22 protein-coding genes and 1 pseudogene are annotated in these 18,013 nt (G+C 60.8%); all 23 read right to left on the bottom strand.

What is annotated here, in order from left to right:
- On the bottom strand, positions 1-303 hold the full coding sequence (locus C5N93_RS16505) for a hypothetical protein (protein ID WP_242560142.1): 303 nt from the start codon (positions 301-303) through the stop codon (positions 1-3).
- Entirely contained in the window at positions 303-3,143 is a 2,841-nt protein-coding gene (locus tag C5N93_RS16500; RefSeq protein WP_242560433.1) for a transglycosylase SLT domain-containing protein, read from the bottom strand. Before C5N93_RS16500 ends, C5N93_RS16505 begins: the two co-directional genes overlap by 1 nt.
- The gene (locus C5N93_RS16495; RefSeq protein WP_242560141.1) at positions 3,140-4,681 is read right to left on the bottom strand and encodes a hypothetical protein; all 1,542 of its coding nucleotides are present in this window, start codon (positions 4,679-4,681) and stop codon (positions 3,140-3,142) included. Before C5N93_RS16495 ends, C5N93_RS16500 begins: the two co-directional genes overlap by 4 nt.
- A 7-nt stretch (positions 4,682-4,688) precedes the next feature.
- Positions 4,689-4,973 (bottom strand): hypothetical protein, encoded by a 285-nt coding sequence (locus C5N93_RS16490; RefSeq protein WP_242560140.1) that lies wholly within the window; start codon positions 4,971-4,973, stop codon positions 4,689-4,691.
- Positions 4,970-5,398, bottom strand: coding sequence for a hypothetical protein (locus C5N93_RS16485; RefSeq protein ID WP_242560139.1), 429 nt, complete (start codon positions 5,396-5,398; stop codon positions 4,970-4,972). The genes C5N93_RS16490 and C5N93_RS16485 overlap by 4 nt, the downstream gene beginning before the upstream one ends.
- A gap of 7 nt (positions 5,399-5,405) precedes the next feature.
- Positions 5,406-6,398 carry a hypothetical protein gene (locus tag C5N93_RS16480; RefSeq protein WP_242560138.1) on the bottom strand — a complete coding sequence of 331 codons (993 nt, stop codon included), beginning with the start codon at positions 6,396-6,398 and terminating at the stop codon, positions 5,406-5,408.
- A gap of 128 nt (positions 6,399-6,526) precedes the next feature.
- A complete protein-coding gene (locus tag C5N93_RS16475) occupies positions 6,527-6,841 on the bottom strand; it encodes a hypothetical protein (RefSeq protein ID WP_242560137.1) in 315 nt (104 codons plus the stop codon).
- A complete protein-coding gene (locus C5N93_RS16470) occupies positions 6,831-7,247 on the bottom strand; it encodes a hypothetical protein (protein ID WP_242560136.1) in 417 nt (138 codons plus the stop codon). Before C5N93_RS16470 ends, C5N93_RS16475 begins: the two co-directional genes overlap by 11 nt.
- Entirely contained in the window at positions 7,229-7,546 is a 318-nt protein-coding gene (locus C5N93_RS16465; RefSeq protein ID WP_242560135.1) for a hypothetical protein, read from the bottom strand. The genes C5N93_RS16470 and C5N93_RS16465 overlap by 19 nt, the downstream gene beginning before the upstream one ends.
- On the bottom strand, positions 7,546-9,009 hold the full coding sequence (locus tag C5N93_RS16460; RefSeq protein WP_242560134.1) for a hypothetical protein: 1,464 nt from the start codon (positions 9,007-9,009) through the stop codon (positions 7,546-7,548). Before C5N93_RS16460 ends, C5N93_RS16465 begins: the two co-directional genes overlap by 1 nt.
- Before the next feature lie 2 nt (positions 9,010-9,011).
- Positions 9,012-9,608, bottom strand: coding sequence for a hypothetical protein (locus C5N93_RS16455; RefSeq protein WP_242560133.1), 597 nt, complete (start codon positions 9,606-9,608; stop codon positions 9,012-9,014).
- 1 nt (position 9,609) lies between these two features.
- Positions 9,610-10,014, bottom strand: coding sequence for a hypothetical protein (locus C5N93_RS16450; protein WP_242560132.1), 405 nt, complete (start codon positions 10,012-10,014; stop codon positions 9,610-9,612).
- Positions 10,014-10,304 carry a hypothetical protein gene (locus tag C5N93_RS16445; protein ID WP_242560131.1) on the bottom strand — a complete coding sequence of 97 codons (291 nt, stop codon included), beginning with the start codon at positions 10,302-10,304 and terminating at the stop codon, positions 10,014-10,016. Before C5N93_RS16445 ends, C5N93_RS16450 begins: the two co-directional genes overlap by 1 nt.
- Positions 10,301-10,591 carry a hypothetical protein gene (locus tag C5N93_RS16440; RefSeq protein ID WP_242560130.1) on the bottom strand — a complete coding sequence of 97 codons (291 nt, stop codon included), beginning with the start codon at positions 10,589-10,591 and terminating at the stop codon, positions 10,301-10,303. The genes C5N93_RS16445 and C5N93_RS16440 overlap by 4 nt, the downstream gene beginning before the upstream one ends.
- Positions 10,591-10,785: a hypothetical protein gene (locus C5N93_RS16435; RefSeq protein WP_242560129.1), complete on the bottom strand. Its 195-nt coding sequence runs from the start codon at positions 10,783-10,785 to the stop codon at positions 10,591-10,593. The genes C5N93_RS16440 and C5N93_RS16435 overlap by 1 nt, the downstream gene beginning before the upstream one ends.
- Before the next feature lie 40 nt (positions 10,786-10,825).
- Positions 10,826-11,703, bottom strand: a pseudogene (locus C5N93_RS16430) (DUF5309 family protein).
- 90 nt (positions 11,704-11,793) lie between these two features.
- Positions 11,794-12,735, bottom strand: a complete 942-nt coding sequence (locus C5N93_RS16425; RefSeq protein WP_242560128.1) for a response regulator receiver protein — start codon at positions 12,733-12,735, stop codon at positions 11,794-11,796.
- Positions 12,736-12,746: 11 nt separating this feature from the next.
- Complete coding sequence (locus C5N93_RS16420) at positions 12,747-15,155, bottom strand: plasmid partitioning protein ParF (protein WP_242560127.1); 2,409 nt, start codon at positions 15,153-15,155, stop codon at positions 12,747-12,749.
- The gene (locus C5N93_RS16415; RefSeq protein WP_242560126.1) at positions 15,152-16,417 is read right to left on the bottom strand and encodes a PBSX family phage terminase large subunit; all 1,266 of its coding nucleotides are present in this window, start codon (positions 16,415-16,417) and stop codon (positions 15,152-15,154) included. Before C5N93_RS16415 ends, C5N93_RS16420 begins: the two co-directional genes overlap by 4 nt.
- A 38-nt stretch (positions 16,418-16,455) precedes the next feature.
- Complete coding sequence (locus C5N93_RS16410; protein ID WP_242560125.1) at positions 16,456-16,737, bottom strand: hypothetical protein; 282 nt, start codon at positions 16,735-16,737, stop codon at positions 16,456-16,458.
- The gene (locus C5N93_RS16405; RefSeq protein ID WP_242560124.1) at positions 16,721-17,011 is read right to left on the bottom strand and encodes a hypothetical protein; all 291 of its coding nucleotides are present in this window, start codon (positions 17,009-17,011) and stop codon (positions 16,721-16,723) included. Before C5N93_RS16405 ends, C5N93_RS16410 begins: the two co-directional genes overlap by 17 nt.
- The gene (locus C5N93_RS16400; RefSeq protein WP_242560123.1) at positions 17,008-17,397 is read right to left on the bottom strand and encodes a terminase small subunit; all 390 of its coding nucleotides are present in this window, start codon (positions 17,395-17,397) and stop codon (positions 17,008-17,010) included. The genes C5N93_RS16405 and C5N93_RS16400 overlap by 4 nt, the downstream gene beginning before the upstream one ends.
- 178 nt (positions 17,398-17,575) lie before the next feature.
- Entirely contained in the window at positions 17,576-18,001 is a 426-nt protein-coding gene (locus C5N93_RS16395; protein ID WP_242560122.1) for a helix-turn-helix domain-containing protein, read from the bottom strand.
- Positions 18,002-18,013 lie beyond the last annotated feature (12 nt).

Raw genomic sequence — 18,013 nt, 5'->3', positions numbered from 1 at the left:
TTAGCTCCCGAGAATTTTCTGACGAGCGGCATCCAGCCACTTCGGGATCTGCTGGATAAGACTGCTCACGCCAGATAGTCCGAAGACCGACGCTGCCGCGATCGCAGCCATGTGTGTAACGCTGCCCGGTGTGATCGCGTAGTACTCCGCCGCCGCTCCTCCTGCAAGGCAGCCGATACCCACGCTCGCACCGAACGAGAGCCCGCGCTGCCACCAATTCCCCGGGATGAATTTGAGAGATACCGCTGCCCCGAAGGCGGCGGCTCCCCCAATCTTCACCAGCAATGCCGTCTGGTCATCCATCACTTTTTATTTCCTTGTCGAGATGCTTCATATGCTTGCACCGCGCGCATACCTGCGCGGCCGGCACCAGTTGCCTTTTCCTTGATCGTGTCGATGAACACCTGCTTTGCCTGGGGCTGGCCCTTGAATTCCTCGAGTGCGTTGGCGAGCTTTTTCGGGTTGAGCAGCAGGTCGATTGCGGCTTTTTCGGATCGCGCCATCGCCTTGCTCGCTGCGGCTCGCACGAGATATCCGGCAGCGGCCGAGACGATGTTTCCTGAACCCGCCGCCATACCTAGTGCCGTATCCGTCCCACGAGATTCGGCAAGACGCGCAAGCAATCCTCCGCCGAGCTGCATGTTCGCGGCCGTCTGGCTGCCAGCCGCACCGAGCGGCACGTTCGCCGTCGAAGCGCGCTGTAGGTCTTCGAGGAGGCTGTTCTTGTACGCTTCGGCGCCGCCCGACAGCGGTTCGCGCCCAAGTGCGGATTTCGCAGCCTGGTACGTCATCTGCGCCTCACCACTCGCGTTGTTGGCGAGAAGGCCGAGCTTGTCGAGCGCCTCGCGCAGCGCTTGCCGCGACGTCAGGTCAACGCCCGTAGTAGCCTGCTGCGTGAGATAGTCTGCATACGCCGGTGACTGCGTGCGCAAGTAGTTAGAGAACTGGCCAGCGGCGTCGCGCGATTCCTGGTTGATGAGCGAATCCGCCGATGAGCGCAGACGATCATTCAGTGCGGTGCGCAAATATTCCTGCCCCTCTCCGGACAGGCCCGTCATGTTGGTAGGCGTCGTGCGGGCCTGGGCGCTGAGTGTGCGCAACTGATCGAGCATTTCCGGCGTGACCTTGTCAGCCTGCCGAATGCCGGGTTTCAACTGCTCGCCGGTAACGCTGTCGATCGTCTGACGAAGGCGCGCGGCGCTCACGTCACCCGTGACGGGATCGACGGCGCTATTCAGGCGCTTTTGCAGGGCCATCTGTGCGTCAATCGGCGCGGAGTCTGCCTGAAATTTTGCTCGCGCCGCGGCATATTCGCCGCCGGTGGCGTCATCCATGATGCTCACAAGATCGTCACGCACAGCCATCAACGGGCGCGCCTTGGCATTCTCTCCAAGTTGCATTGCGCGGCCGATCTGGTCGTCCAGCACGCCCTTCGCATAGAGCAGCCCGCGCCCGGTAACGAGCTGCGTCTCGACGCCCTTGGCGCCCCCCAGATTCGCCAGCGCACGGTTCTGCGTGGTCGCGAAGATCGAACCTTCGCCGAGGTTGTCGCTCGCCTTCTGGGCCGCATCGATGGCGCTGCGGAATGCAGGCTTTTCGAGGAGTGCGGCGAATTTCGGCGTCGTGACCGGCAACGTAATATTCGCCGTGCGGAACATATCGTCGGCAACATTCCCGCGCGCGGCGCGCAAGGCGTCAAGAGTCGCGGGCGTGCCCGCCACGTCGTCAATGCCTTGAGCGAGCGCCTGCTGCAATGGGCGTTGCTGAACTGCGAACACATCGCTGCCTGCGTTATCGGCGGAGCCCTGCGCCACCTTCATCGCACGGATGTAGGCAGGTGACTGCATGATCTGCGCTTGTTCCGCCGTGAGCGGTGGCAATTCGGACTGACCGGTGGCCAGACGCTGGGCCTGCGCGCGCGTGAAATCGTCGACCTCTTGACCAAGGTTCGGCCCGACGGTCTCCCGGCCGGCGGCGAAACGCGCGGCGTTGTTCTCTGCCATCCGTGCTGGGAAGGCGACTTGTCCCGCCTCCGTGTTCTGCATGGCCCGTTGCAGGCGAATGATCGCCGGGTTATTTGCTGCCTCGGCGGCCGTCGGGAGGCTGCCCGGAATCAGTTCGTCGGAATTCGCGCGGAGTGAGGCAATCGTCGAATCGAGATCGTCGCCAAGCTGGCCAGCGATTCGGCCCGCGGCTGACTGCTCGCCGCCACGCACCGCAGACCACGCTCGCGACGCCAGCGGACGCGCAGCATTAATGCCGGCGCCCAGCAGCTGGCCTGCGCCGTATCCGAGTGCGCCGAGTCCGGCGCCTTCCACAGCGCCAGGCAGTATGCCCGTGTCGTTCAATGCCCCTTGGCTCGCCCCATAAGCGCCGCCGGCCGCGATCTGAGGAATCAGTTCTGGGCCAGCGAATAGCATCGGCACGACAGCGCCGCCGATATTGCCGGCGGTTCGCCAACCCGAATTGCCGATCTGGTTGTCACCCTGCTGCGTGAGGTTCTTTGCGCCGGATTGCGCGTCATTGACGAGCCAATCCCCGACGCCATTGGCGCCAACGGCTTGCAGGCCACGCCCGATGAGCGCCTGGCCGCCCAACATCGTCTTTCCAAACCCTTCGCCGATGCCGCCAGCGGTCGCCACCAACGGATTCGACGAAGTTTGCTGTTGAATCGCGGCGGGCATCGGGTTATCTGTCACGCCAGGCACAACGGCTCGTTGCTGCGCGCCTTGAGCGACGATGTTTTGAAACTTTCCGAGGTACTTCAACGCATCGTCCGGCAAGTCGGCGAGGCTTCCGCCGCCCGCTATCCACTTGTCCGCTGCACCGGGTCCCATCTGATACGCCACGGCCGCGAGCGACGGGTCGCCATACCGTTGGCGCAGCATGGCGTAGTACTGCCGCCCGAGACGCGCATCGTCCTGCGGAGTGCCATTTGACGGTGTCAGCCCAAAACCCGGGTCTCGCGCGGTCGATGCAAGCACCTGCATACTGCCGCGCGCGCCAGACGTAGGATTGACAATGCCGGGCGTCGAGTCGGCCGCGCCGCTCGATTCGATCTGATTGATGGCACCCTCGGGCGACGAAAACGACGCTTTCAGGGCAAGCAGATCGGCGTTGCTCAAGTTCGAAAGATCGCTCATCGAATGAGCCCCCGGCGCTTGAGTTCGGCGTTGACGTCGCCCAACGAGTAACGCCCGATTTGTTGCTGGGTGTTCTGTCCTTGCGGTGCCCCCTGACCGGTCTGCGGCTGCTGAAGTGTGGCCTGCGCGAACGTCGTGCCGGCCGGGAATTGAACGCCGTTGATCGTCGCGTCGCGGCTTAGCGGCCCGAGGCTGCCTCGGTTGGCAGCCGAGTAATCCGCCTTTGCAGCCTGGTACTCTGCGACACCCTTTTGAACGCGCCCGACGGCCTGCAAGTAGGCAAGCCACGTGTTCGGCGCCGCATTGTCCGCCGGTACGCCATTGCGTACCAACGCGATATCCTTATCCGACGCGGATCCCGGCGGCAGTTCACCCAGAATTGACTTGTTCACGAACTGGGAAAGCTGCCCGCGCAATTGCTGCCCGGCGTCCTTGTTCCCCGTGATGCGCGTGAGCATGTCATTGAAATTAGCTGCGGCCCCGCTCGCAAACTCGGGCGCACCAGCGAGCTGATTCGCCAGATATGTGGTGTTCTGGTAGGTGGTGCGCGCGTCGGCCGCTGCCGCAGCGGCATCGTTCACCGTCTTCTGTTGCGCCTCCGACAATGGACCGACGCCTACGGCGCTCTTAAGCACCGGCTGCCCGATCATGTTGCCGTCGTTGCCATATTGGAGCGTGTATGTGTTGCCGGCACCGTCCTGTGTCTCGATCGTGCGCGCGACCTGCGGCGTACCTTGAACAATTGGCGCGCCGGCCTTCGATATGACCGAGTTCCCCGGAGGAACGACTACCGGAGCGTTGACGGCGTTGTATTGCTCCACGCCGAGCTTGCCAGCCGCGATCTTGTTGTCGAATGCTTTCTGCTGCGCGTCTTGCAGCAGTTTCTGCTGTGCGAGCGCATTGCCAAATTGCTGCTGCATCGCACCGGCGTAAGTATTGAGGCCAGACAGACCGCCGGCACCGATGAGTTGCGAGAGATTTCGGCGCCCGTCGTTTCCGGCGAGCATCGTAAGTCCGGTGGCGAGCAATGCTTGGCTCGTGGCCGGATTCAAATTCCCGAGCTTGTCGCCCAGGTTGCTGACCGATGCGCCGAGCGCGCCGAGCAGCGATTTCGATGCTTCCGGCGTCTGCACTGCATCTTGCGCAGCAGGCATCAGAGCCCCGAGTAGGCCGCCATCGGACGGCGTCGATCCCGTCGGCGACTGTGCACCACGGTCGTCCGCCTGAATGGCTTGAGTCGGATCGGCGGGAAGGTTCGTGCCTTGCACAGTTTGTTGCGGCAGCGCGGGCAACGACTGGGGATCAACACGCGCAGATTGTGGCGCGGCCGGGGGTGAGGGCGCCGCGGCAGCTGGCGCGGGTGCGCCTTGCTGCGATGCGAGCAGAGCAAGCAGTCCCTGATTCTTCGGTGAAGAGATAGCATCCGCGAGCGGAACCTGTGCCGTTTGATTGCCAGAGCCAGAAAGTAGGTCGAGCAGAGATTGCTGCGTAGGTGCATTCGCCGCGCCACTCAGCATGCGGAGGGTTTGAATATCCATGTGCGCCTCAGAGGATCGACGAGAGGGCACCGAGTAGGCCACCGCCCACGGCGCCGATCGCAGTCCCTAAACCGGGGACGATCGAACCGATAGCTGCGCCCGTGCTCGCCCCCTTTACTGCCGATCCGGCGGTGTTACCGAACTGCCCCGGCAGAAGCCCTTGAATTGCGGACCCGCCAAGATTGCCCGCGATACCGATCGGCGACGTGGCCCCGCCCAAACGCGCCCCGATATTCGCCGCATTGTTCAGTTGTCCGGTCAGGGACGGTTGGCCATTGCTCAATGCGCTCATCGACCGCCCCCTAATTTCATCGATTGGAGGAACGCGAGCAGTTGCGGATTCCCCGCGGTCGCGCCGGATGCAGCCCCGATGGGTGCCCCGAAGGACACTGCCGGAAGTGCGCCGCCGCTGCGGCCTCCCATGCTCGGCGCGCCTTGTCCGCTCGAGCCAAACTGACCGAGCGACATGCCGGCCGCCAATGCAGCCTTGCCGAGTGCGGGGGAGCCTGTGGGCGATGAAAAAAGCCCAGTCGAGTCGATTTGCGGCTGGGGCGATACCATGCCGCTCTGAATGCCTGACAGTCCCGCGAGCGATGGCGGCGTGAATGTGTTGCCGTCGGGCATCTTGAACATGCCGGTCATATTTCCGAGCGAGTTCGATTGCGCCGCGAGCGTCTGGCCGGCGTTGGCCAAAGTCCCATTATCGAAAGTGCTCATTCGATCCTCACTTGAGCAGCGAATAAGCGCCGAGTCCGGCCGTGCCAGCGCCGAGCAGTGACGCGAGAAGGCCACCTGAGCCGCCGCTCTGACTGGTGACCGACGTGCCGGTACCGTTGCCAAGCGCACCACTCAGGGAACTTGAAAGCGTGCTGAGCTGTGCATATGGCGCGTTCACCTTGTTCCACCACTGCTGATAGGCGGCGTCGAGCTGGCTTTGGCTGTTCGCTTGCTGTGCCGCCCCACCGGCATACTGGTTGCCATAGAGGTTCGACGAAGCGTTATTTGCGTTCGAAGCGCCCGTTAGCGCCGCCTGCTGCGCGTTGAGCCAGTTGTAGTAATTCGAACTGTTCTGTGCGTTGTTCGCCTGATTCGCCGCCGTTCCGACAGACTGATTCGCGAGGTTCACCTGGTTCTGCTGCGCGGCGTTCTGGCTGGCGACGTTCGCGGCGGTGTTGTAGGCCGAGTTGTACATGCCAGACGTGTTGTTCGACAGCGCCGTCGCAAGGTTCTGCTCGTTTTGCCCAGTCGCCTGTGCTTGCGCGCTCCCGCCAAATGCACCGGCGTTGCGGAACTGGGCCAGCGTGGTCGGTGCGGTGGTGTTTTGATATGCATCCGTGATCTGCTTGTTGGATGCCGCGACCGTCGACGCCAAATAGGGATTGTTCGCCGGATCGGCATAGGAGTTTGCCGCCGTCGATGCCGTCACGTTGCCGGCATACGGATTCGACGTTTGATAGGCAGAACCGCCGGCGAGTTGCTGAGCGATATTGCTGGCGGCCGACGCGGTACCTGCCTGATTGGCTGCGGCACCTGTGAGTCCTGAGATGGCACCCGTCTGCGTGCCGTTCATCCCAGCGACGACTTGACCGTCGTATTGGGGAACGGGCTGATTGGACAGGTCGGCACCACGCTGAAGCAACTGCTGAGCGTAAGGCTGCGCCCAGTCCGGCAACTCCGTTTTCGTCGTTGTGGTGCCTCCGCTGCTGGGAGAGGACATGCGGCACTCCTGAAAGCAAAAACGGCGCACCGTTGTGGGTGCGCCGTCCGAGGATTGGGCTGAAGATGCCCAAGTCTGTCAGGTGTGCTGTCGTGCTTCCATGCTGCCCGCCTATTGAGGCGGGTTTTTCACGCGCTCCAGTATGTGATCGCCGCAATTAGGGCAACGAACGCTAGTGCTTGCCAGCCGCCGAGTCCAACCAGGAGCGAAATGGCCGCAGCAAGCGCACAAATCACGCCAACTGCGGCGGCAGTCTTTTTCGTCACGCTCCACGTCGTGCGGCCAGCAGAAACCGCACCATCGGCGACGAGCTTCGGATCTCGCAAATACCAGACGAGCATTGCGACCAGAATCGCGACGATGAGGACGAAGGCAATCGGGAGGTTGTCCATAATTTCCTCAATTTGAGGGATTTGGCAGGAATTTTCCGAATTATAGGTCAACGTCGCATTCGTAGACCACGTTCCTGACTCTAAACCCATGTTTCGGCGCGACTTTTCCCCAGGCTGGGCGGCTTGAGCCGAAAGTCAGTTTGCGGGCAGGCGGGTTTGCTCCCTTGGCGATCGTCATCAGGTCGCCGCGAAACACCGTCATCGGGTCATGGCCGGGGCGTGCGTACAGAAGCCAGATGTGTAAGTCGGTACCGAGCAGGCGCAGCACCATCCAACCGATACGCTCGTCGTCGACGGACAACAGGAACAGAACGGCCTCACCGGCCTTGCACATCGCATAGGCGTCTTCCGGAATGAAGCCGTCCGGAGACTCGACGCTGGCGACCTCGCAGCGGATTTCAGGCCAGATCCGTGGTAGATCGGCGGGTGCGACGGCGGTTAGCTTCCGGTCAGGCATCGACATTCCTTCCACGTCCCCGGAGTGCCGGCCGTCACGCAGATCCATCCGGTGACGACATACTTCGCACCGCTCGCGCCCAGCTCCACCGGCGCATCGTTCTTGATGAAATCGCCTTGAGCATATGCAGCCGTGGTGCCGGAAGCAGGCGGGGCGCCGGCCTTGTTATTCGTAGCAGACGCTTGACCGGTGCCCAATTCATTGATTTGTTGGATGACCGGCCGCATGGCGTCGCCCAGCGCCTTGATAAGCGTCGCGATATTTTGGGGCGTGCCGAGGTTCCATTTTGGTAATTGCATTACAGGCTCCCCGCGGGCGTAATACGCGGCACTGCGCCGAGAATCTCGTGATCGCCGGTGAAATTCAGCGTGATCTGTGCATAGCGGCAGTCAAAGTCGCACGCGAGCTCACCGTCATACAGTTCGCCGATGGTCTGCGGCGTCGAGTTCTCGCCGAGCATGCGCACAGACTGCGCACTACCGGTGCAAGTCGCTGGCGCCCTGACGAATCGCGGCACTACGCCCTGAACACTCATGTTTTGCAAGTCGTCCCCAAACCAACCACTCGTGATGGAGCTGCTTTGCGAGACACCAGAGAGGGACTGTAATTTATGGCTGGTGTCGACGAGCGCCGGGATCTCTGAAGCCTGGCTCCAATACGAGGAGTTGTAGGGCACGTTTGGCAGTGTGTCCCACGTCGTGAGGCCGGGAAGTGATCCCATGTCATCCCAGGTGATCTGCCCCGAGATGTAGATAACAGACGCCTCGATTTTCGCATCGGATCGGCCAAACTTCCCGCGACGGTAGTTATAGACGAGACATTTGTCCGGCTTGCCGTCGCTCGATTGCGTCGAGCAGAAGTACCAGTAGATCAGAGAGTTTTCCTTGTCGTGCCGGCTCTCGATCCGGTCGCGATACAGCTTCGACCAGTTGGCGTAGAGCCAGTCTTTCACATCGTCCCCAATGGGATCGACGGTCGCGCCGTCATAGGAATAGATCTGAGCGTCGCTGCCAATGAAAATATGGCGCGTTCCGATGGCTACGACGGCCTCCTGACAGGGTGCGCCGACGACTTGTGATATCTGGTTGAACGCCCATATCGTTGGTGGCCCCTGGAACGTGCCATAGAACATCGAGTCAGCCTTGTAGGCCACGATGTTTGTACCCAGCGCGCGGCCGGCCGTGATGCCTCCCGGCGTATCGATGATGATGCCGTTTGCGGCTTGAGTGGCTTGCGACGGCACCCAGTCGTCCTGGTTATAGAGGGCGCAGCAGGCCCAGCCGTGCGGGCGATGACCATTGACCGAGTCTGTCGTATCGAACGCGAACACGAAACCCTGCGTGACTTCAATGATACGCGCCACCGGCGCGCTGGCGATGCTGCTGAAGTTGCCCGTCAGAATGGACTGTTGGATCTTGTCGGTGCCGTTCGTCGCAAGTGTCGCGTTTCCGAATTGGCAAAAGCGCCACCGGTTCGCGCCACCGGTGTATGTCATGCCGGAAACGTCCGTTTGCGTCGAGCCGACGACCTCGATGAGCTTGTCCGAAGTCCCGACGATCGTTCGGTATGTGCCGAGGAGAAGTTCGCACGTTGCGGCTCCGGTAACCTCGGATTGGAACGCGTCGACGGCGAGGGGTGTGGGTGTGGGGGCGCCGCGCATGCCTCGCAAAGTCGGGATCATATTGGCGCATTCCAATACCGCACCCGGTGTCGTCGGGTCAGCTGATGGAGTGAATCCGGTGAATGGGATGGTGCCGGCCATGCTCACGCTCTACGCATCGTGAGAGGCTGTTCGGGAACCTTCGCGGCGTTGTCGTCGTCGATCAACTCGCCGATCGCCGCGTCGCGCTTCTGGCCCCAGAGCGTGGCTCGCGCATCATCGCGCGTATATACCGCCGCCTCATGAAGTGCACCATAGAGGTATGCGTCTGGGGCATCCTCAAGCAGCCAGTTCGATTCGTTGGAATCCGACAATGGCTCGATGAGCGTGTAATAGTCGAGCCGCAAGACTTGTCCCAGTTGCGGCACGCTGAGCGTCATGCTGTTGCCCTGAATCTGGTAGCCGAAGCCGATATCCCGCTGCTGGCCGTTGGCATATGCCGAATCGAAGTCGCTCGGGAATGGGGAAAGCGTGTTGCCTCCGTAATAGGCTCGAATGATTCGGCGCCAGTCGGAGGGCAGTCCAATGCGCGGCGCCGTCGGAGTTATCTGAAACGTCGCGCGCGCATTACGCGTGTAAATCGTCCGATCGAAATGTGCCTCCGCCAGCATGATGAAGTCGGGGAACAAATCGCTGAGATCCGCGCGCTTTAGCCAGCGCTTCATGCTGGCCTGCAAATCGGTGTAGGACGTGATTGCCATCTCAGGCGCTTGCCTTCACTGCCGAGACGACGCCAGCCGAGACAATGGCCGTCGCGGGGCTGTTGAGGCCCGCATTTCCGCTCGACGTTGCGCCCGACGAGTTTTGCAGCACGATCGCCCCCCCGTTTGCGACGATGGCATCGCTTGCGGCCAGAGCAGCGACGCCATTCACCGCGGTGACGCTGCGCGTAACGGTGCCAGCGGAGTTCTGAACGGTCACGGGACCGTTGACGGCTACCGGCACGCCGGCGCCGCTGCCGGTACGCACTTTCGCCCATCCCGTCGTCAGCTTCACATACACATCGCTCGTCTGGTCGTCGACAGCGGTTTGACCCGGTGCGCCGACGTCAGCGGTCAGCGCCGCCACAGCCGCGAGAGGCACATGCTTTTGCAGTAGGAATGCCATCACACTCTCCCGGGGTGAACGCGAAATAAGCTGAATTGCGGGTCATTCAGGATCGCCTTCATATGCTTCTGATCCGACCAAAACTCAGGCCACGAGACGCCGGTCTGAAAGCAATACGCCTCGATGATGATCCCCGGGATATTGGCCACGTGGCGCATGTCCTTGTCGCCGAATTGCTGGGTAGCGCGCAATTCTGCGTTGTGGTCGAGAAGACCATCGAACCGCTCGGTGTGAGCGATGACGGTCTGATCCCGATCGGGATCGGCGATGAACTGAGTGGTCGACGTCATACCAGTGCGCGGAATTTGGCCAGCACCGAGGCGATCTCGGACTTGCCCATGTGCTCGACGTATTCGAGTTCTTCAAGCAGTTTGCGCATCAGCGACTCGTGGTCCGGCAACGCTGCCGGACCATCCTGATTTTGCGCGCTGACGCCGCCCACGTCCGCCTCTGTCGCGATGGTGGCACCGGCGGCATCAGACGGGCCCGTCAGCACGGCATTGGTAACGCCGAAACCCTCGACGGGAACGGGCGTGCCGGCGGCGATAACTGTCAGCGGCTGATCTTGAGTTTCCATCAGTGATTCCCCAGTTTGCGCGAGCCGCTGTTGCCGGCGTTGCTGTTGGACAGCCCTTTCACAGACAAGGACTTGCCGCTGCCGCCTGAACTTTTCATGGACGGAACTTTCGGCGCGGAGCTGGATTGATTGCCCTTTGCCGCCGTCGATACGGCTGTCTTGGCTTGGGGCAGCGCGAATTTCTTGCCTTTCATATGACCTCGCGATGGAGAGGCCGAAGCCTCCCCGGCAGGATTACGACAGGTCGCGAATCTGACCGCTCGATGCTTCGTTGCGGGCTTCTAGCGTGCCTTCCCAGGTGATCTGGAAGTTGCGCGCGTCGCCGACTTTCGCCAGCTCCTCCTTGTTGAACGGCCGCAGCGTTGCGAGGGCCCACATCGACGTATCGATCGCATACACTGCGTTGTCCGTGACTGCGGACATCACTCGGTTCGGGATCACCGACACATTGCCGAAGTCGCTCGCATACACGGCGTAGGCAGTTTGCAGCATGGCCGACTTGCCATTTCCGTCCACTGACTGCATGCGCGTCGCATTACCCGAAAAACCAGATTGAACCTGCTTGTCGGTCGGACATGGATCTGCGACACATTGCCGCCGGCCTCGAAACATTTGCGCAGGATGTCCTTGAGCAGCGGTTCGGCGTATGCTCGGTTCGTACCGGCGACGGGCGCCGTATTGGTCGACGGCACCGGCGCGGCCGATCCCGTGCCGCCGTTGAAGTTCGTCGCGCACCAGCCCTTCACGCCGCGCATCGTTCGGGCCACCGAGGTCGAACCGACGACGGAGGTGCCGTTGATCAGCGCGGATGCCTCGATATCCTTTTTCAGTTCGACAGCCTTCTTGGCAGACAGACGGGCGATCTCTTTCGGCCCAGCCTTACGCACGGCCTCCTGCGTATTGGACACGTTGAACGTGTCCTGAACGATCTGGCAGCGGTTGCCGATGCGCACCGTAGGAGTCTGGGCGTTGTAGGTGGCGTCAGCACCTTCGACTGCGGCGTTCGATCCGCTCGGCGCGCGCAGCGAATCAGTCTGCCACTCGTGATAGACGCCGTCGGCGTCGGTCTTGGCGATGGCCGAAGTGAACGGCGTGTCACTCGGCGAAGTCATGAAGACCTTATCGATCAGGTCTTCACGATTGCCGACAGTGGTGTAAGTCGTAACGGTATTTGCGGGCATGTTTCTGGCTCCAGCGCCGCATTACTCAAAGAATGCGGCAAGCGTATCGGTTGTCGGATTCGATTTGTGCGCCTTGTTCGCATTGGCTCGGGCCACTTGACCGCGAGGCGTCACATCGGCTCCTCCGGGGCGCGCGACTCGCGGGGGCACTTTCGGGCCGTTGCGTGCCGCGTTCTGGCGGGCGATTGCCTGGTCGTAAAGCATCGCCTTCCGCGCGATCATGAGTACCGCAGACGAATCAATGCTCTTTTGCATCTCTTCAGGGATGCCGCACTTCGTCAGATACTCGCCAATCGCGTCCGCGCCAGCCTTAGCTTTTGCCGGGTCCTGCCACTCGGGAATAGCCTCGCGCATTTCCTTGACGGCCTGCTTGAGACGTTCCTGCCGGATTGCCGTTTGCTCCTGGCTATTGCGATCATCCAGCATCGCCTTCGCATTCATGGCTTGGCGCAGTTCGGCCTCATGTTGCTCCCAGGCATGTCGAGCGCGGAGATACACTTCCGGCCCCTGTGTCATCAGAGCATCCCAGTTCGGCTGCTGCGCGGCCATGATGGCCTGCGACTGATGGATGTAATACTCCAACACCTGGCCCAGTTGACGCTCCCGCTCGGGGATCTGGGCGATCTTGGCTTCCGCGTCCTTGCGGATGGCGGCGGCCTCTTCGAATTTCTTCTCGGCGCCGTGATACTTCGACGCCTCGGCGATCAGTTCCGACTGCGTTTTCTGAATGGTCTTGCCGCCACCGACGGGGATCTCGAAAACAGGGTCGTCTGCATCACCTTGACCGTCATCGTCCAACTCGTCGCCACCGAGATCAAGTTCCTCCCCCTCGATGGGCGGGTTTTGTTGATCGTCGTGGCCGTGATGCGCAGCACCCTGATTCCCGGAATCATCACTGTCAGCCTGCGCGAGTTCAAATGCACCCGCCAGATCCACCTGTTCACCGCCGTTTTGTCCGTCCATGTCGCTCTCCGTTACTGGGTCAATGCTTGTTGTGCTGCCGCAAATTCACGATCGATCGTCCCCGATTCGTCGTTGGCCTGATCCTGCTGGATGGCGTTGTTCATAGCCAATTCCGTTTCCGGGGTGGTGATCTTGGCAGCGAACGCAGCCTTTTCTCGATCAACTGCCAGTTGTGCATAGAACTTCTCGCGCTCCCATGCGAGATCCTGTGCCGCCTTATCTCGCTCGCGCTTATCGAGCAAAACCTCATGCTGAGCATCGGCCTGCGCTTGCGCTTGGATCTTGTCGGCGTTGGTTTGACGCTCAAGTTGCGCCTTTTCGCGCTCAACCTCGATCTGCCCTTGCACCAGAGCCATTTGCGGGTCAGGCTGGGGGGGAGCGGGAGGCGGCGCGACAGGCTTCGAGAAGAACTGCGCCGGCGTGCCGAGTTGCAGCGCCTTCACGAGCTCCGTCGCGGTGTTGTAGATGTTCTCGGGCGTCGCGATGCTCTGAATCGTCGGATTCGCACTCTGCGCCATTTGCGTTTGCACGGTGAGCATCTGCGTCAACTGATTCACGCGGCGGCCCGTGTCACCGGTGCCGGTGCCGACGTTCACGCGCATGCTGTATTGGTTCTTCCAGACACGCGGATCGACGTCGACCCAGCTCCCCTGCAACTGGAACACCATGTTCGTGTCCTGATAGTTGGCGAGGAGCTTCTGGATCAGGCGGAACAGTTCCTTCATGCCCTCGGCACAGATGCGGGCAATGAGTTTCACGCGCAGGTCTGCGCGCTGCGTGATGTTCTCGATACCGGTGGCTGTGTGATTGAGCGTGTCCGAGTCGAGGCCCTGGCTGTACTTCGTAATGCCGGTGCGCTCCTGCGACATGGTGTCGACGTATTGCAGCAACTGGTTCGCGCCAGCCATGTCGGCCATGCCTTGCGTCAGGGGGAAAACGGCATCACGCGTCTTCATTCGCACAATGCCGCCGGGGCGATTCGTGGTGAGGTCGTCGTAGTTCACCTGGCCTTCAATCGCACCGATGCGCCCGTTCACCTGCAAATTCATGTTGTCGACCATGCTACGCAACATGCCGGTTTTCAGATGCTGCACGGGCATCCCGAGATCAGCCAGCGAGCGACCATAGAACAACCCAGGAATCGGAACGGGGCAGATCGTCGAGTAAGGGGCACCGTCGACAACCTCGTTATCGAGAATTCGACTACCGGACTTCGTAATCTTGCGCCACTCGGAAATGCCGTCGCCGTCACAGTCGATAGGCAAATAGCACTCATACAGAGCGATTTCGCGCTGCGTCGGATCGCCCTGACCGTCGTCGAGCCACTCCACGAAAGTGTCTTGCAGCGAGTCTCGGGCCAGCGCAAGAGCCGACATTTCGACACAGTCGGCGTCCGGGTCGCTGTCCAAATCGTCGATGTTCTTGTACCCTTCCGCGCGCAACTGGGATACCGTCTTGATGATTCGCTCGGCGCAGAATCCATCGCCGACGCGTTTCGACTTGCGCGAGATGATGAAATTCTCGTTCATCACGGTGCCGAAAGCCGGAAAGCCGCTCTTCTTCGAACGGACCAGAATCACATCATGAAGCTTGGGCAACGACTCGACATCGATCGGTTGAGGTGCTTGGGGCTGTGGGGGTGCCGGCGCACCGGGCGGAGGGGGAGGCATGCCCTGCATCTGGGCTGCCGCCGGCATTGATTGGAACTGCTCGAATGCCTGCTGCTGGGCCTTGAACTGCTCTATAGCCGCGCGCTCGGCATTCGGGTCAATGTAGGTCGTAGATTCGGCGATCGAAACTTCCGGATCGTCAGAGACGACAGCAAGCTGTCCGTCGGTGATGCCGGTGTATGTTTCTCGCGTAATATCGGTCTCGCGCTCCCACCACGCCTTCACGATGCCCACCTTGAGCAGCGCTGCCGATTTGAACCAATCGAGACAGATATCGAAGCCAGGATTTAGGTCCCGCACGACGTGATTACAGACGGCCGTCATCTGCTCGGCACCCGCTTCGTCACCTGGCTTACGAGGGCAGAAGCGCACAGGTTCGTCGGAGCCGAAGAATATCTCCATGAGCTGCGGCATCAGCCATTCGATCTGATCACTCACGACCGTATCGACGACTTCAGACCGATCCTCGATGTCGGGCGGAGCAAGGTCGCCGATAGGCTGCCCGAGGTAGTACTCCATTGCTTTTGCCTGCTCAAGAGCGATGCTCGATCCGACCCAATCGACGGCGCTATTGATCTGCTGGTCAAGAATCGACGAAATCTCATCATCTGACAGATTTACCGGCTTCTCCGGTTGCGTCGTGACCGATTCAACGATCTGCACAGGCACGCCGGCCATCGGCACCGGCGAAGGGCTTGCGTCCGGCATGATCGAATTGGCAATCTCATCCAGCAGCTGTTCTTGGTTCATCGTCCCACCGTCAGGCGTCGGTATTTGAGTTCGCCGCCCCATTGGGTGCGGTTGTTGTGCATGCGCGGTGCGTGCACGGCGAAGTAACGGCCACCGTCACAGGCGTGCGAATGCTCGTCATGCTTGGGGTGACCAGCTTTCGTGCGCTGATAGCGTTTCATATGCTCGATCAGGCCGTCAGTTTTCGTGCCGTCGTCATAAGTCCGTGGGCCGCACCGCGTTTTGTCCATGTAGACGCGCGGCATGATTTCGCGTACTGCGCGAATGCCCGATTCGATGGGGATGTTGTCGACGATTTCGACTGTCCATCCGAGGCCTTCCATCTTGCTTTTCATGCTCACGCCATCAGCGGCAAGCGTTTCGTGCTCGGCGTCGTGTGGCATGGCCACGGTGGCCCCTTCGTAACCTGCCTTCTTGAATTCATCACTGAACCATTGCAGGCGCTTCTGACGGTTTTCGAAGAAGTCAATGACGCGGTATTCGCCGGCCACCTGCTGCACAACCCATGCGGACGTGTGGTCGTTGAAACCCAAGTCCATGATGATGTAGGTATTGAGCTCGGGATTCGCGACGAGGTTGAGCAAGCGTCCCTCGCTCTCCATCGCTGACATCTCGCGGAAGTAGATGGCGCCGGGCACCGCCGGTAATGGCATGCCGAGCCAGACGTGGCGATGCATGTCCGGATCCTTGCCGAGCATGTCCTGCTCTTCAAGCCGCAACTCGTCAGGGAACCACGGGTTCTGATCGAAATTGACCATCAGGCTCGCGCAATTCGGCAAGCCTTCCTCGACGATCTTTTTGTAGAGGAAGTCGCTATCGAGCTCGGGGTTCCAGCTCATCCATATCTGTGAACCCTTGGCGCGAATCGACGGCGTGAGCTTCTGGAAGCTGTTTTCGGTGATGGTATGGGCCTCTTCGACCCAAGCGATATCGATCTCGGCAAGAGACTTGACGTTATCGGCCGTGTAGTCATTGAGCCCCTTGAATATGAAGGCGCCCCCCGTCGCAGGCCGGATCTCGTCGGCCATGACGCGAAAACTGCGATCGAGGCCCATCTTCTTGATCTCCGACGCGAACGTCGCATACACGGACTCTTTGATCGAGTCCTGCACCTCACGCGTACACAAGACGCGCAGCGGACGCTTGAGCGCTTTCGTGAGGATCGCCCGCGCAAAATTCACCGTCTTGCCGCTGCCACGCCCACCGCGCACGCTGATGTATCGCCATTGCTCCTCGAAGAGCACCTTCGACCATTTCGGCATTTGCGAGTGGATCGTGACAACGTTGCCCAAACTGTTCCTCAGAAATCATGCCAACGTCTGTCGGCGGTCATGTAAGCAGGCTTATCGGCTTCCTCGACCGGCACGCCAGACCAAATCGTGTCGATCAAGCCATTCGGAGCGCCGGGGAAGCGCGCGCGAATGATCGTATCGCCGCGCTCTTGCACATAGCGACGAAACTCGCCCCAATTGGCGGGTTTGTTTGCACTCGGCGGGGAGGATGGAATAGCGGGCGCTTGCTCTGCTCGGCGAGGACGACCGACAGGACGCGCAGGGGTATTGGGATCACGCTTTCTGGCCATGCTTGCTCCGTGCTGTTTGCAGTTGGGTTTCAGCCATCTTTCCGGTCTGGACGATGGTTTCGAGACGATCACGAAAATCGCGAATCGCCTTGAGTTGCTGCCAGGCGCCGCTGTCGGACGCCTCCTGCGCGCTCCGCGATTCCGCCCAACGCTTCACCGCCGCCGACTCGATATCGGCGAAGACACTCGCGACAACTTCGTCGTGAATCAAGGCGGCCACACGGGCCCCTTGAAGTGCCTCCTGTCGGCGTTTCGAAATATCGTCGTCGTTCACTTTGCCTCCACAAATGTCACCTCAACCTTGACGCCCTGCGGAGCGTCAGGATCCTTGTCTACGTATATGCCCGCCGCTTTGCCGCGCGATATTTCGGCTGTTACAGCCGGCCCATACTTGCCGTCGCGTTCTGCCAGGTCGCGCAGGCGTTTCAAGTCGTCGAGGTGCTGCTCAAGCGTCATCTGGGCTCGCTCGCGTACCGGCGCGCGCAGAGCCTCAAGCCTTGCGGCGATCTTGGGGTTATCGAGCAGTTCCTTTGCGGTGCGGTTGACGGTCGCGGCGCTCATCTTCGCAGCGTTGTAGGCACGTCGATAAGCCTCGCTGGCATTGCCGGTTTCGATGTACGCAAGGCAGAACGCCTCTTGCTTTTGTGTCAGGTCTGCCACTTGTCTGCTCTCACAATGGAAAACGAGTGCACGGAGCCCGCGAAAATTCGCCCTGCGCGCTTCAGCACGACGAACCGAGCCGGGCGCTCGATGAATCGGTCGTAGATCAACTCACCGGAGGCGAGCAACACGCGAACATGCTTGCCGCGCGGGCACGACGTATGAGGCGTTTTCCTGCTCATCGCGCTATCGCGTCCACTTGGCTGTCGAAACCGGCCCGCACGAACGTGCAAAGGCGCTGATAGTCGGCGACGATCTCTGCCAACACGGGATTGTCGTGGTGCACGCCTTGCGCCACCGTAGTCAGGAATTTCAGCTTGCGTTCGACGGTTACTACCTCTCCACCATCCGGCAGGTCTTCATGGTCTCGCCCGAGATACTTCCGGTATTGCTCGGGCGTACAGAAATAGCGGTGATATGAATACGAACCGCTGCGCTCGCGCGTGAGCACGCCACGGCGTACAAGCTTAGGAATGCATTTCTGCACGATGTGACGATCGATCCCAAGCTTTCGAGCGATGACGCCACTCCCGAGATGGGCCTCGGAGTCGTGGAGCAAAGTCAGCACGCGGTATGGAATGGATTCGCGGTTGATGTTGGCCATTGTGATCTCAGC

It is taken from the genome of Pandoraea sp. LA3 (assembly GCF_022696215.1).
GTDB lineage: Bacteria > Pseudomonadota > Gammaproteobacteria > Burkholderiales > Burkholderiaceae > Pandoraea > Pandoraea capi.
Note: the sequence above shows the minus strand (reverse complement) of the source record. Positions and strands in the feature narration are given on the sequence as shown.

Bases quoted from the DNA above. Each gene is read 5' to 3' on its own strand.
- C5N93_RS16505 (WP_242560142.1), bottom strand. From the start codon at position 303: ATGGATGACCAGACGGCATTGCTGGTGAAGATTGGGGGAGCCGCCGCC.
- C5N93_RS16500 (WP_242560433.1), bottom strand. From the start codon at position 3,143: ATGAGCGATCTTTCGAACTTGAGCAACGCCGATCTGCTTGCCCTGAAA.
- C5N93_RS16495 (WP_242560141.1), bottom strand. From the start codon at position 4,681: ATGGATATTCAAACCCTCCGCATGCTGAGTGGCGCGGCGAATGCACCT.
- C5N93_RS16490 (WP_242560140.1), bottom strand. From the start codon at position 4,973: ATGAGCGCATTGAGCAATGGCCAACCGTCCCTGACCGGACAACTGAAC.
- C5N93_RS16485 (WP_242560139.1), bottom strand. From the start codon at position 5,398: ATGAGCACTTTCGATAATGGGACTTTGGCCAACGCCGGCCAGACGCTC.
- C5N93_RS16480 (WP_242560138.1), bottom strand. From the start codon at position 6,398: ATGTCCTCTCCCAGCAGCGGAGGCACCACAACGACGAAAACGGAGTTG.
- C5N93_RS16470 (WP_242560136.1), bottom strand. From the start codon at position 7,247: ATGCCTGACCGGAAGCTAACCGCCGTCGCACCCGCCGATCTACCACGG.
- C5N93_RS16465 (WP_242560135.1), bottom strand. From the start codon at position 7,546: ATGCAATTACCAAAATGGAACCTCGGCACGCCCCAAAATATCGCGACG.
- C5N93_RS16460 (WP_242560134.1), bottom strand. From the start codon at position 9,009: ATGGCCGGCACCATCCCATTCACCGGATTCACTCCATCAGCTGACCCG.
- C5N93_RS16455 (WP_242560133.1), bottom strand. From the start codon at position 9,608: ATGGCAATCACGTCCTACACCGATTTGCAGGCCAGCATGAAGCGCTGG.
- C5N93_RS16450 (WP_242560132.1), bottom strand. From the start codon at position 10,014: ATGGCATTCCTACTGCAAAAGCATGTGCCTCTCGCGGCTGTGGCGGCG.
- C5N93_RS16445 (WP_242560131.1), bottom strand. From the start codon at position 10,304: ATGACGTCGACCACTCAGTTCATCGCCGATCCCGATCGGGATCAGACC.
- C5N93_RS16440 (WP_242560130.1), bottom strand. From the start codon at position 10,591: ATGGAAACTCAAGATCAGCCGCTGACAGTTATCGCCGCCGGCACGCCC.
- C5N93_RS16435 (WP_242560129.1), bottom strand. From the start codon at position 10,785: ATGAAAGGCAAGAAATTCGCGCTGCCCCAAGCCAAGACAGCCGTATCG.
- C5N93_RS16425 (WP_242560128.1), bottom strand. From the start codon at position 12,735: ATGGACGGACAAAACGGCGGTGAACAGGTGGATCTGGCGGGTGCATTT.
- C5N93_RS16420 (WP_242560127.1), bottom strand. From the start codon at position 15,155: ATGAACCAAGAACAGCTGCTGGATGAGATTGCCAATTCGATCATGCCG.
- C5N93_RS16415 (WP_242560126.1), bottom strand. From the start codon at position 16,417: ATGCCGAAATGGTCGAAGGTGCTCTTCGAGGAGCAATGGCGATACATC.
- C5N93_RS16410 (WP_242560125.1), bottom strand. From the start codon at position 16,737: ATGGCCAGAAAGCGTGATCCCAATACCCCTGCGCGTCCTGTCGGTCGT.
- C5N93_RS16395 (WP_242560122.1), bottom strand. From the start codon at position 18,001: ATGGCCAACATCAACCGCGAATCCATTCCATACCGCGTGCTGACTTTG.